Origin of the sequence: Acinetobacter sp. ANC 4654 (genome assembly GCF_002135425.1) — a bacterium.
GTDB classification, from domain to species: Bacteria; Pseudomonadota; Gammaproteobacteria; order Pseudomonadales; family Moraxellaceae; genus Acinetobacter; species Acinetobacter kyonggiensis.
Map to the genome: position 1 here is coordinate 177,352 of NZ_NEGL01000006.1, position 13,007 is coordinate 190,358.

The window sequence follows — 13,007 nt, forward strand, 5'->3', positions numbered from 1 at the left end:
GTTTTACATGGGCATTCGTATTACAGGTACAGGCTTGTATCATCCAGAAGAAGCCATTACCAATGAAGAGTTAGTAACCAGTTTAAATGCTTATGTGGAACTGTTTAACCACGACAATGCTGACAAAATTGCAGCGGGTGAAATAGAAGAACGTCGCGGTTCAAATGCTGAATTTATTGAAAAAGCATCTGGTGTTAAAAGCCGTTATGTTGCTGAAAAATCAGGTGTGTTAGATCCAAAACGCATGTATCCACGGTTGCGTGAACGCAGTAATGATGAGCTTTCTATTCAAGCGGAATGGGGCGTAACTGCGGCTAAACAAGCGATGGAAAATGCAGGGGTAACGGCAGAAGATATCGATGTGGTTATTTTATCATGTTCAAACATCCAGCGTGCTTATCCTGCTGTAGCCATTGAAATTCAATCTGCTTTGGGTATTCAAGGTTATGCTTATGACATGAATGTGGCATGTTCTGCTGCAACTTTTGGTTTAAAACAAGCAGCAGATGCCATCAAATGTGGGGCACGCCGTGTATTGTTAGTCAATGTCGAAATCACCTCGGGTCATACCGATTTCCGTTCACGTGACTGTCACTTCATTTTTGGTGATGTTGCAACAGCATCTATTATTGAAGATACGACCAGCAAGAGTGGTTTTGAAATTTTAGATACGCATTTATTTACTCAATTTTCAAATAACATTCGCAACAACTTCGGTTACTTAAACCGCAGTGAAGATGCGGTGGTAGATGATAAATTATTTAGTCAAGATGGTCGTAAAGTCTTTAAAGAAGTTTGTCCGTTGGTGGCTAAAATTATTACCGCGCAACTTGAGAAAAATGCTATTGCACCAAGCAATGTGAAGCGTTTTTGGTTACACCAAGCCAATGCCAGCATGAATGATCTAATCTTGAAATATGTCGTGGGCAAAGATGCTGACCGTTCACTTGTGCCGATTATTTTAGATGAATTTGCCAACACGTCTTCAGCAGGTGTAATCATTGCATTGCATCGTACTGCACACGAAGTTAATGATGGTGAATATGGTGTACTGTGCTCATTCGGTGCTGGTTATTCTGTTGGATCTGTTCTTGTGCAAAAACATGTTGTTGGCTAAGTCATAAAGAATAACAGGTGGGTCATCATACATTTACGTTGTGATTGATTCACCGATGATTCTTGTACTTATACAATAAAGATAAAATGGTTGTGGTTAGTCTTGCTGACCACAACCATTTTTATTTGCCGATCTGGCATAACTTTATTTTCAATTTATGCCACGCCAAAATTTAATAGATATTGAAAATATTGAATAGATAACTTGTATAAATCAAAAAATGTTCAATATTTGATTTTCTAAAATCAGTACTGCCTCATTTTATTGATTTAATTTTTATACCTTTGCGTAGGCATTATTTCTACTTTTGAAAGGTCAAAATGAGGAGCACTGCTACGCAAGAAAAACCTTTTGTTTTCCATACACGACATCCTGAGCCAGTTTTAAGCATTGCTTTAAATGCAGCGCAAGGATGGAAAACGTGTGGCATCCATGCCACACCCATGAATCCAATACTTTCTAAAGTTTGTTCTCCAATTTTAGTTTTACGAATTGTTTGTATTGATCAAAAAATGATTTATCAAAGAAGTCTAATATCTAAAAGATTATCAAGAACAGATTCAGTAATAAATTATTTGGAATGAGAGCATTTAAAAGACACTTTGAAGTTGCTGCATCACATTAAAAATGTGAACATATTCGAATTTTGAAATTGGCGCGGCTTTATTTGTGTTATAGCCATATTTTTTATAATTGAATATCAAATAATTAACGATGAATACTTGTTGATATAGGTTTGCTTAAATTCTCTAGTCGGCATACATTGTCTTCACTGTATATTATAAATTCACCGTAGGATGTGAGTTCAATGTGAGGCGAGTATGGGACAGGATCGTTTAGTACCGCGGTATCAATGGGTTGCAAAACAATTATTCAGAATTTCTAAAGCACTCAATGAAATTTTTCAGGATCAGCTTAATATTGTTACTGATTTCAATGCACAAAATATGTTTCGGATCGATCAAGAGCGGTATTGTGTATACATCGCAAATGGTTTATTTCAACTGCAATTTTCTGCACCTACATCTACACCTGCATCAGTTCAGAGCAGTATTTTATGTTGTGATTTTAATTATTTGGGACAAAAAGCAGAATTGGTTGAAGAGTTTGTATTGCATGATCTGTATTTTTTGACTGGCGATTTAAAGCCGCAACATTCTCTTTTTCTGCGTCAAAAGGCACAACAGTTCAGGCAAGTTTTATTGGATCAAGTCTATTTATGGATCGATGGCGCTGAGCGGGTTAGTATTTTGTTAACACAGCTTTCTTTGCTTCAAGCTGAAATGATTGATCATCTGATGATAAAGGCTGATTTTTATCAGTCTACTGTCTTGACGGATTGCGTAATCAATGAAACCCAAGTACCTGAATCGATTATTCAAATGTTGCAAGAAATTTGCTCCATTCAAGGCATTTGTGTAGATGAAATTATACCAATACAGCCTTTAATGGAATGTTTGGATGATTTTTGTTTTAGTGCCGCTCAATTTTTACCTCGGCCTATGTATCGTATTTTGGCATTGTCATTTGAAGAGCGCTTTAATTTAAATGAGTTAATCGAACATCAAGATGATATACATTTGCTCTATCGGCATGCAGAAGAAAAAAGCCATTTATTAGGCTTTGTTCGTTTAATGCGACGTGAACTTTGGCAACGCGATGATTTATTGTCAAAGCATAACTTTCTTGATCTGAGTGCGATTGTTTGGCAAAAGAAGGTGGCAAAACTACCGTTATTTGATTATCCACGTGTGGTGAACTGGTTGTTTAAGCAGTCAGCCGAAGTGTTGGATTGGATTAGCGCAAATATTCAACAAAGCAGTGTCAGGGTTGCTGTGACTGCCCTTAGTTTTGTCGATAGCAGTCAGGTTCATCCACAGATTATTTTAGCCACCTTACAGTATTTTCAGCATTCAGCTGCACGTATGTTTATTCAGAGTTGTCATTATTTTGCTATGCAAGAAGCATGGTTTAAACATGAAAATAACTATACCGTCATTCTAAAAGGACAGAGACAATCGATAGATGATCAGCGCATTGCCATCAGTCCATCTATTTTGTACTTGGATGAATGGATGGCATTGATGCGTAATGTTGCGAAAACAGATGATCAAATGGTGAAACACATCTATGTACGTTTAAGTCGGGTCATGCAAGCGTATATGTTGCATTTATACAAAATAACGCAAGCATTGCCTGATGATCTTATGGGGTATATTCGTCCCGAAACCCATCAAAATCGTGATTTTTATACGGTGCTGCAGCGCTATAAAATGCAGTTGGATCAGTTTAGACAAATTTTTTATTTACGTCATCGCTATACCCGAGTGTCAGTCTTTGATGCTTATGTACGCGATTATTTGGTTGATTACTTTACAGATAATAAAATTGTACCTAAAAGTATTACGTGGATGGGACTTTTCCATCAAGCAGTGTATTGGCATGATCAAATTCAAACACAAGAAATCATGAGCAAGTTAAAGAAAAATTTCGCCTTAGCGGTATGGCAACCGATTACATTAAGAAAAAAGATCCAATTTTTAGATTGGTGTTTTGAAGAGTTGGCAGATTTAGAGCGAATTATTGAAGAATCGAAGCGATGTCATCATTGTTTAGCGGCAAGTTATGCACAGCAAATTGTTGATGGGGAATATGTGGCTTTTCATATGTCATCTCAAACGCTTCAACAACATATGACATTAGGTTGTTATCTTCGAGAGGGGAAGTTGGTCTATGATCAGTTGGAATATTCCAATAATCGTAAAGCGGAAGCGCTTGTTGTGGAGGTTGCAGTGCAATTTATTGCTTGGTTAAATTCACAGTTATTGTTGCTTAAGTGACATCTCATGTCGTTAAACTTTTTTCTGGGCTTAACTTTTGAGGAAAAAATAGGTAGGCTATAGCCGTTAATTTATGGTTATAGGTCTTATGAAACAAGAAACTGCACTCAAGCTTTTAAAAGCGGGCGAAAATGTATTTTTAACAGGTTCGGCTGGTGCAGGGAAAACCTATACACTCAATCAGTACATCAATTATTTGAAAGCACGTAAAGTACCTGTTGCAATTACCGCTTCAACAGGTATTGCTGCAACCCACATGAATGGAATGACCATTCATACATGGGCAGGTATTGGTATCAAAGATTTTTTATCTGATGCCGATCTAAAAAATATGAAAGAGCGTAAGTATTTAAAAGAGCATTTAGAAAATGCCCAAGTACTGATTATTGACGAAATTTCAATGTTGCATGCCAAACAACTCAATTTGGTCAATCAAGTTTTAAAATATTTTAAAGAAAGTGATGATGCTTTTGGTGGTGTTCAAGTCATTGTTGCGGGTGACTTTTTTCAGTTACCACCAGTCGGTAAAAAAGATGAGAACAATCGTGATAAGTTCTGCTTTATGTCCGATGCTTGGGTGGAAGCGAAATTTCGGGTTTGTTATTTGACCGAACAACACCGTCAAGGCAACGATTATTTAAATGACATCTTAAATGCGATTCGTAGTCAAAGTATTACCACGGAACATCTGCAAGCTTTGGAACAAACCAATCAACAAAATATTGGTGAAACCTTTACCCGTTTATACACCCATAACATGGATGTCGATGCGATTAACTTTAAACATCTGAATGCAATTGAGGCGGATGGTCGCCAATTTGATGCAGTATGTGATGGTAATGACAAGCTAATTGAAACATTGAAATCTTCAGTTCGTGCGCCTGAAAATTTAACCTTAAAGAAAAATGCCAAAGTGATGTTTGTAAAAAATAACTTTGATATGGGGTATATCAACGGTAGTTTGGGGGAAGTGATTGGTTTTGAAGAAGACGATGATCATGGCATTTTACCTAAAGTAAAACTCACCGATGGCACGGTACTTGTGGTCGAGCCTGAAACATGGTCTGTGGATAATGATGCTGGTAAAACCATTGCCAGTTTTCAGCAAATTCCACTGCGCTTAGCATGGGCCATTACCATTCATAAATCACAAGGCATGACCTTAGAAGCTGCGGAAATTAACCTGAGCCATACTTTTGAGAAAGGGCAAGGTTATGTTGCCATATCACGACTGAAAGCCCTAAATGGCTTAAAACTGCTTGGGATTAATCAACAGGCTCTTGAGCTAGATAGTTTAGCCATTAAAGCAGATCGACGTTTTCAGGAATTGTCATCTGAAGCAGAAACTAACTTTGAGTTGATTGATTTAATCCCGCAACATAAAGCATTTATTCGTCATTGTGGTGGGACATTGAATGAAACAGAAATTCAGCGCAATGAAAAGAAAATTGCTAAAAGTAGTGGTAAAACCAATTACGCCACTGCCACACTCGATGAAACGCGTGCACTTTTTGAAGGAGGTTATGAAATTCAAGATATTGCGGTTGAACGTGGCTTAACACCTGCGACAATTATCAATCATTTGGCTAAATTGCATAAAGAGCAAGGCTTAGATATTTCTGTGGCTCATCCGGGGGATGAAGTGGTTGAGCAAGTCCGTAAAATTTATAAACGCTTAATGAAACGTCAAAGTGCTGAAAATTTTAGTGAAGAAGGGGTAATTAAACTACGTCCTATTGTAGAAGCGACTAACCCACGTATGGGTTATGATCAGGTGCGTTTAGCCCTTCTTTTTGTCGAATAGTATTGCGGATTATCAGTTTAAAGCACTGCAATCTATGATTAATTTTTGGAAAATTTCATATTCCAAGACTCAAGTTGCGCTACACTGAAAAAATCTTATTCAACAGCAACCCACGGATATGGAATTCAACGCGTGGTACAAGCTTCGCAGATTTGTTTATGATAATTTGCATAACGATGACTATGAAAGTACTTTTAGTCGTTACGTAAATGTCTTTCTTATTTTATTGATTATTGCTAATACGGTTGCTGTTTTACTGGAATCAATTAACGATATTTATCTGTCGTACCAAGTGTTTTTTGATGCTTTTGAATTATTTTCCATCTTTGTTTTTACAGCCGAATATTTATTGCGATTTTGGGCGATTGCTGAAAAAAATCCGTTTAATAGTGCATGGCAAAATAGATGGTTGTGGGTGCGAAGTGGTGGTGCCATCATCGACTTACTTTCAATTTTACCCGCATACATTAACTTCTTTGTACATATTGATTTACGTTTCCTGCGAATCCTCAGATTATTCAGACTGCTTAAGCTGACACGTTATTTTGTATCGTTGCAAATTTTATTGCGTGTGATTGAACGTGAAAAGGGCTCCTTTCAAGCAGTTATTTTTATTTTACTGATTATGATTGTGATGGCAGCAGCAGGGGTATATGTCGTTGAAAATAAAGCACAGCCCGAAGTATTTAGTTCAATTCCTGCTTCTATGTGGTGGGCAGTGGTCACACTGACGACAGTGGGTTATGGTGATGTTACGCCAATCACGCCATTGGGTAGGTTCCTTGGGGCATTGATTACGATTTTAGGTGTCGGTTTGGCGGCACTTCCCGCTGGTATTTTGGCGAATGGTTTAGCGAGTGAACTTGAGCTGCGTAAACAAAAGTTGGAATTAAAATTTCGTGAACTTTTACAAATTGCAGAAATTGATTTAATAGCGGATGAAGAAAAGATTGAGACTTTGCGCAAAGATATTGGTCTGACTGTTGAGCAAACGCAGGATATTTTATTACAGCTCATTCGTGAGCGTAAGGAAGAAGAATTAGAGCAAGAAAGGAATAAATATTGTTTTTGCCCGCATTGTGGGCATAAGCTGCCTGATTAAAGTTTTAAATTCACAGCAAAAAAGAACAAAGCTGATGGTTTAAGTATTGATAAAGTAGGCGTGTTTAAAATGGTTGAAATGTCAACAGCCCCTAATTTGTTTTAATAACAATTAATGGGGTAAATGATAAATCGCTGATGAATTCGGAAATCTAAAAAGAGGAAGTATTCGCTTCCTCTTCTTTATTATTTAGGTTCTGCGGTCATCATGCCCATGCCAGCGATCCATTCTTGAATGGGTTCATAATAATGAATTTCAGAATCATATTCACCATAGGTTGAAAGTGCTGCAAAGGCTGCAACCCATGCTCTAATTTCCTGACCACCACGTCCACCATCACGACGAATTTCATCATTGGTCATTTGGGCCAAATAATCAAAATCTGCATTTTTAAAGCGCTGTAGCAAATCTTTATCCCACTCAGGATTGAGCGGTAAGGCAGCTGATAAGTCACCCTCTGCCAAGCGTTGACCGACTGCAATGACTTTGGATTGGCGATGCTCACGTGCCTCTGGTGTTGGATTACGCCCAGCGATAAGAAACTCTTGCACTTCAGTTGATGCGGTCTGGATTTGTGGTGTTGGAGGATCATGGGATAAGCCACCCGATCCAATAATTAAAATTCGTTCATCTAAGGTTTTAAGATATTCACCAATCACTTTACCCAGTTCAATGACTCGTTTGATTCGTGGCATAGGCGCAGCAGCAGCATTAATAAACACAGGAATAACGGGATAACGATCCAGTTGACCTTCACAAAGTAAGTCTAGTGGCTGAGTAAAACCATGATCGGCTTGCATACGGTATGAATAAGAAAGATCAATTCCATGATCTAAACAGTGTTCAATTAAGCCAAGCGCTTGATCTTCTGGCACATTTAATGGCGCTGGTCCATAGTTCCAGTCACCAGCGGCCTGTGCTCGAACACCTACGCAAAATGCAGGCATAAGGTCATAAAAGAAGCCATTAAAATGATCTGGGCCAAAGGAAATAATTAAAGTCGGCTCGTATGCTTTGACTTGATTGGCTAACTTTTGAAAAGTTGCTCGTGCTGAAGCCTCTATTTCTACAGGGGGAGACGCAAAATCAAGTAATGGGGTGTGGGATACACAAATGAGTTTTATGGGCACTATTTTCTCTCACATCTACATTTGTTAATCCTTGGAGCTTAAGTTTAAATGCCTGTGGAAATACAATATTTATCTTAGATCAAACCATAGTAAAAATATTTGTATTGGATTTATGTGTCTGTATTCTGTTTTTTTAAGATATTGAAAATATTTGATATATTTTATTTTTAGATCATTTGAAGTTGTGGGTTGTAAGAAAGTTTAACTCGAAGTAATTGAGTATTTTGATACTGCTAAGACCAAAGTTTTAAATTCATTTGAAACTTAAGCAGTCAATTCAGGTTTTTAGCACCTTCAACCTGCGCCAATGAATCAGAGAAATCAGCTTTAAACTGTTGAGCTGAATTTAGTTCAGCTACAAGCCAGTTAGCTGGTGTCAAGCTATTTGGTTATTTCAAGTGCTGCAACATCGGCATAGTTTGGCGCACGACCACGAAATAAAATTGTTGATCGACTTGGTTACGTTTAGATGCTTCATTAAAAACATCATCGAATAAAATAAAACATGAAATAAGCTAATTAATTTTATGTTAAGATGAGTTGTATTCATTATTATAAATTTATTGGTTCTTTGTTCATGTTAGAAATTCGTCATTTGAAAACTTTAACTGCGTTACGTGAGCACGGTTCATTGGTCGCTGCTGCCAATGATTTGTGTTTAACACCTTCGGCTATTTCACATCAATTGAAAGAATTAGATCATTGGTATGGGGTAGAAGTGGTCAATCGTCGGAGTCGACCTGTCACATTTTCTAATGTAGGGCAACGTATACTTAAGCTTGCTGATGATGTGTTGCCACAAATTCAAATTACTCAGACAGATATTACTCGTATTGTGCATGGTCAGACGGGGCGAATTATTTTTTCATCTGAATGCCATAGTTGCTTTGACTGGCTCATGCCTTTATTGAATCAATATCGTCATATGTATCCTGATGTGGATCTAGACTTTGCTTCAGGTTTTGAATCAAATCCACATGAACTGCTGCAAAATGCAGAATTTGATATGTTGATTACCGCTGATCCTATTGCCTTAAAAGGTATTGAGTATTTTCCGATTTTTGAATATGAATCCCGTTTGGTTTTATCCAATACGCATCCTTTGGTGAGAGCAGAACGTGTTACGGTGCAAGAGTTGGCAGAAGAAACGTTAATTACTTATCCTGTGGATAAGCACCGTTTAGATATCATGGCTAAATTATTTATTCCTGCCAATATTTTGCCGAAGCATATTCGGACAACCGATTTAACCCAAATGTTGATTCAGCTGGTTGCAAGTGGTCGTGGAATTGCAGCATTACCAGATTGGGTGGTGAATGAGTATGAGCAAAAAGGCTGGGTGACTTCCCGTCGTTTAGATTGTGTTTCATCTACAGGATTACGTCGTACCTTATATGCAGGTTATCGAACAGAAGAAAAAGAAAAAAGTTACTTTGAAGGTTTTTTAAAGCAACTGACCAAGTTCTCTCAAAAGCGTAATCAATACTATTCTGCATAATCGAATCTATCTTGATTTGAATATTGAGAGAATTAATAAACAGATGAGTTGAATGATTAATTCATCTGTTTTTCAGATTTTAAGCCCGAGCAAAGAAAATGAATGATTTGATATAAAAATGATAAAGAGGGCTGAGATAGATTTTTTGGTACTGTGATTTTAACTTTAAGATACGGTGAGCTGATTAAATTTTAACGAGCTGACAGAGCCGCTCGCTTTTTTATGAAGATCCAATAAAGAGTGTCAGTATACCTGCGGCAATTAAAGGCCCCACGGGAACACCGCGCAAGACAGCAACACCAGCAATCGTACCAATCAGCAAGCCTGCAACTACATCAGGTTGATTGGTCATGAGTTTAACGCCACGGCCACCCAGCCACGCCACTAAAAGACCAATTGCGATTGCAAGTAAGGACTTCCAGCTCATAAATGATTTTAAAATAGCATCACCTGGAATTTTTCCACTGGCGATAGGGGTGAGTACGCCAATGGTCAGAATAATAATGCCAATATTTAAACCATGTTGTTGTAAATAAGGAAAAAACTCACTTAGTGGCGTAATTCGAAAAACAATCAGTACGCCAGCAGCAATCGTGACAGCATTATTATGGCTGAAGATGCCACAAGCCAATAAAACCAAGAGTACGATGAGATTTAAATCTAAATTAGACATTACTTTTGCAGGAGATGAGGAGAGATCATGTCTATTGTAGCGGGTTTTAAACCTAGATTTGCTTTAAAGCGCTCGAACAATAAAATTAGTCTTCATTTCAGTATAGAATGCGCTTTTCATGCGAGTTAAAAGGGTCGTTTATGTTCTTGGAAAAGATGTTGCAGTCGCAAGGTTTTGGTTCGCGCAAACATTGCCAACAGCTCATAAAAAATGGAGCGATTGCTATCCAAGGTGAGGTCATGACCAATGCAAAACATAAACTTGATTTGAATGATTTAACTTTTTCGGTTTATGGTGAACATTTTGATTATCGTGAAAATGTTTATATTGCCTTAAACAAGCCACAAGATTATGAATGTTCACATCAGGCAACGCATCATTTTAGCGTGTTTGATCTATTTGATGATGTGTTGATGAACCGTGGTTTGCAATGTGTCGGTCGTTTGGATCAGGACACGAGTGGACTCTTATTGTTGACCGATGATGGTCAATTTCTACAAGCCTTAACACATCCGAAAAAACACGTCGCGAAAGTATATCGAATGCAAACAGCCGATCCTGTGACGGAAGATCAAATGCAGCAATTGAGACAAGGTGTCGAATTACGCAATGAATCGGGGAGTTTTGCTGCAACAGATGTGATAAAAATTGCAGAACACGAATTACAGATAACCATTCATCAGGGGGTTTATCATCAAGTGAAGCGGATGTTAGCGGCGGTGGGAAATAAAGTTGAACAACTGCATCGTCAGCAAATTGGCGCTTTAGAACTTCCAGATTTAGCACAAGGGAAATGGATTTATCTTACGTCAGAACAAGTGGAACTTGCCAAAACACGTATGTCTATTTAAGGAAACAATGATAGGTTTGAAACTCATCATCTTTGATAAAGCCCATTTGTTCATAAAGTTGATGTGATTGATAATTATTTTTTGCTGTTTGTAGGCTAATGCGTTGTGCATTTGCATGTCTTGCAAATAAAATTGCAGTATCAATCAATTGTTTTGCTGAACCCTGACGACGATACGTTGGGGTGACATAAACATCGTCCAAAATATAATAGGTTGAGCAAGCCACCGAAGAAAAACCCATATACAGCAAAATAAAACCAGTCAAAACATCATCTTTTACATGAATAAAAATAACACTTTCTTCATTTTGAAAGCGCTGTTTTAAAAACTGATAGGACAGGTTTAAATTTGAAGATGCGCCGTAAAATTGTCGATATTCATCGAATAAAACAGCAAGTGGATGTAAATCCTCCAAAGTTGCACGTCTTACGATCATCTGACACTCCATGCTTTTTTATCTTCTTTGCATGAAGCATACCTAAGTTTTTATGAGATTTTTTTAAATTTTGTTTGTAAATGCAACACTGTTAAGTTTTGTCACTTTCACCCAAAATTGCATTTAATTCCTCAAATAAATCGAAATGATCATCATCTAAAATAAATTCTTGATCGGTCATAGTAGATTGTTCTATATCATTATTTAAAGTATTGTGTTGTTGCTTTAATTTTCGAATTTTATTGAGCTGATCTAGATTTATGCTCTGATTTTCAATTGAAAATGGGATGGATTTGGTTAGGACGACTTGTTTAAAAAAAAGTCGCACGGCTTGTGCAGGCGTAATCCCCAGTTGCTTAAACACAGCAAAAGCATGCTTTTTTTCTTGGGAGTCAAGTCTTATCTGATAAACTTCTGTTTTTCTCATAATTTTTTGATTACATCTAATTACTTAACTTTTCAGCATTTATTTTAATCAAATCTAATGTAATTTCAATATTCATACACGATATTTACCAAAATAATTTGTAATGACAAGCATATTACAATGTCAATTCGAAATGTGATGAAAATGCCATTTCTTGTAAAGTAATCGGATCATTGAAACGAATATGCTTTGCTAAAAGCTGAAGGGGGGCTGAAAAGTCATCTTCCCTTTTGTGTTGCACCACTGGATAGAAGGGATCATTTTTTATTGCAATACCTAAACTGTTTAAATGAACGCGTAATTGATGCTGCTTTCCTGTAATGGGTTGCAGTTGATATTTGCCCCAAACGGCATTGTGTTCGAGTAAATAAATTTCCGTTTCACTATTTACAGTTCCATCCACCACTTGCATGGTATAGAACGGTTCACCTTTTTGCATTCTTAAGCGAGTACAGCAGGGAAATGTTAGATCTGCATGAAAACGTGCGATGGCATGATAGGTTTTTTGAACCTCACGCAGTGCAAACATCTGTTGATAGATTGCTCGTGTGGCGACTTGTTTAGAGAATAAAACCACGCCCGCCGTTTCACGATCTAGACGGTGAATAGGGGTTAAAAATTCATTACCGGTTTGTTTTTTTAGACGAACCAAAAGCGTTTCTTGGACGTATTGACCTGTTGGGCTAATGGTTAAAAAATGTGGTTTATCGATCACTAATAAATGTTCATTTTCAAATAAAATTTCATGCTCAAAGGGAACATGGATTTCATGGGCTAAAAAACGATAGTAAAACACATGACTATTTTCAATATAGGGTGAATCGCAGCCTAAGATATTAGCCATAGCATCATAAATTAAATCATCGTTAAAGCGTTGCTGCCATTCGGTTGCTGCAATGTGTGGAAATTGCTGGCACAGATATTGATAGACACTTTGAGGTGTAGGTAAAATTTTCGGCAAAAATACTTTGCTTGCACTTACGCCATCAATCGTGGGTGGGATAAATTCAGTCTGAGTCATGTGGTGTATCGTGCGTATCAATCAATAAAAATTACAATGAATGTAGGAAAAGTTACACATTTAGAAGTGCGAGCATGGGCAATAAAGCAGTGCGATGCTATCATAATT

11 protein-coding genes are annotated in these 13,007 nt (G+C 37.4%); 6 read left to right on the forward strand and 5 right to left on the reverse strand.

Features of this window, described 5'->3' with window-relative positions:
* The first annotated feature begins 7 nt into the window (after positions 1–7).
* The 4 genes from B9T24_RS10835 to B9T24_RS10850 all read left to right on the forward strand — a co-directional run bounded on the left by B9T24_RS10835 (position 8) and on the right by B9T24_RS10850 (position 6,863).
* Positions 8–1,117, forward strand: a complete 1,110-nt coding sequence (locus B9T24_RS10835; RefSeq protein WP_086165778.1) for a beta-ketoacyl-ACP synthase III — start codon at positions 8–10, stop codon at positions 1,115–1,117.
* A gap of 821 nt (positions 1,118–1,938) precedes the next feature.
* On the forward strand, positions 1,939–3,957 hold the full coding sequence (locus tag B9T24_RS10840) for a hypothetical protein (RefSeq protein WP_086165779.1): 2,019 nt from the start codon (positions 1,939–1,941) through the stop codon (positions 3,955–3,957).
* Positions 3,958–4,045: 88 nt separating this feature from the next.
* A complete protein-coding gene (locus B9T24_RS10845) occupies positions 4,046–5,761 on the forward strand; it encodes an AAA family ATPase (RefSeq protein WP_086165780.1) in 1,716 nt (571 codons plus the stop codon).
* A 118-nt stretch (positions 5,762–5,879) separates the two neighbouring features.
* Positions 5,880–6,863 carry an ion transporter gene (locus B9T24_RS10850; protein ID WP_086165781.1) on the forward strand — a complete coding sequence of 328 codons (984 nt, stop codon included), beginning with the start codon at positions 5,880–5,882 and terminating at the stop codon, positions 6,861–6,863.
* A 185-nt stretch (positions 6,864–7,048) separates the two neighbouring features.
* On the opposite strand, the gene B9T24_RS10855 is transcribed toward B9T24_RS10850, so the two are convergent.
* On the reverse strand, positions 7,049–7,993 hold the full coding sequence (locus B9T24_RS10855) for a 3-carboxyethylcatechol 2,3-dioxygenase (RefSeq protein WP_086165782.1): 945 nt from the start codon (positions 7,991–7,993) through the stop codon (positions 7,049–7,051).
* A 577-nt stretch (positions 7,994–8,570) separates the two neighbouring features.
* Here B9T24_RS10855 and B9T24_RS10860 point away from each other — a divergent pair.
* The gene (locus tag B9T24_RS10860) at positions 8,571–9,491 is read left to right on the forward strand and encodes a LysR family transcriptional regulator (RefSeq protein ID WP_086165783.1); all 921 of its coding nucleotides are present in this window, start codon (positions 8,571–8,573) and stop codon (positions 9,489–9,491) included.
* A 220-nt stretch (positions 9,492–9,711) separates the two neighbouring features.
* Here the strand turns inward: B9T24_RS10860 and B9T24_RS10865 are convergent, their stop codons facing one another.
* Positions 9,712–10,164: a DUF441 domain-containing protein gene (locus B9T24_RS10865; RefSeq protein ID WP_086165784.1), complete on the reverse strand. Its 453-nt coding sequence runs from the start codon at positions 10,162–10,164 to the stop codon at positions 9,712–9,714.
* A gap of 140 nt (positions 10,165–10,304) precedes the next feature.
* Between B9T24_RS10865 and B9T24_RS10870 the strand changes: the two genes are divergently transcribed.
* The gene (locus tag B9T24_RS10870; RefSeq protein WP_086165785.1) at positions 10,305–11,015 is read left to right on the forward strand and encodes a pseudouridine synthase; all 711 of its coding nucleotides are present in this window, start codon (positions 10,305–10,307) and stop codon (positions 11,013–11,015) included.
* On the opposite strand, the gene B9T24_RS10875 is transcribed toward B9T24_RS10870, so the two are convergent.
* The 3 genes from B9T24_RS10875 to B9T24_RS10885 form a co-directional block, all read right to left on the reverse strand.
* Positions 11,008–11,451, reverse strand: a complete 444-nt coding sequence (locus B9T24_RS10875; protein WP_086165786.1) for a GNAT family N-acetyltransferase — start codon at positions 11,449–11,451, stop codon at positions 11,008–11,010. The two genes, B9T24_RS10870 and B9T24_RS10875, sit on opposite strands and share 8 nt — an antisense overlap.
* A 91-nt stretch (positions 11,452–11,542) precedes the next feature.
* A complete protein-coding gene (locus B9T24_RS10880) occupies positions 11,543–11,878 on the reverse strand; it encodes a type II toxin-antitoxin system RelB/DinJ family antitoxin (RefSeq protein WP_086165787.1) in 336 nt (111 codons plus the stop codon).
* Between the two features lie 115 nt (positions 11,879–11,993).
* Entirely contained in the window at positions 11,994–12,899 is a 906-nt protein-coding gene (locus B9T24_RS10885; protein WP_086165788.1) for a pseudouridine synthase, read from the reverse strand.
* Positions 12,900–13,007: the final 108 nt, after the last annotated feature.

Coding starts and splice junctions, on each gene's coding strand:
- B9T24_RS10835 (WP_086165778.1), top strand. CDS start 8: ATGGGCATTCGTATTACAGGTACAGGCTTGTATCATCCAGAAGAAGCC.
- B9T24_RS10840 (WP_086165779.1), top strand. CDS start 1,939: ATGGGACAGGATCGTTTAGTACCGCGGTATCAATGGGTTGCAAAACAA.
- B9T24_RS10845 (WP_086165780.1), top strand. CDS start 4,046: ATGAAACAAGAAACTGCACTCAAGCTTTTAAAAGCGGGCGAAAATGTA.
- B9T24_RS10850 (WP_086165781.1), top strand. CDS start 5,880: ATGGAATTCAACGCGTGGTACAAGCTTCGCAGATTTGTTTATGATAAT.
- B9T24_RS10860 (WP_086165783.1), top strand. CDS start 8,571: ATGTTAGAAATTCGTCATTTGAAAACTTTAACTGCGTTACGTGAGCAC.
- B9T24_RS10865 (WP_086165784.1), bottom strand. CDS start 10,164: ATGTCTAATTTAGATTTAAATCTCATCGTACTCTTGGTTTTATTGGCT.
- B9T24_RS10870 (WP_086165785.1), top strand. CDS start 10,305: ATGTTCTTGGAAAAGATGTTGCAGTCGCAAGGTTTTGGTTCGCGCAAA.
- B9T24_RS10875 (WP_086165786.1), bottom strand. CDS start 11,451: ATGATCGTAAGACGTGCAACTTTGGAGGATTTACATCCACTTGCTGTT.
- B9T24_RS10880 (WP_086165787.1), bottom strand. CDS start 11,878: ATGAGAAAAACAGAAGTTTATCAGATAAGACTTGACTCCCAAGAAAAA.
- B9T24_RS10885 (WP_086165788.1), bottom strand. CDS start 12,899: ATGACTCAGACTGAATTTATCCCACCCACGATTGATGGCGTAAGTGCA.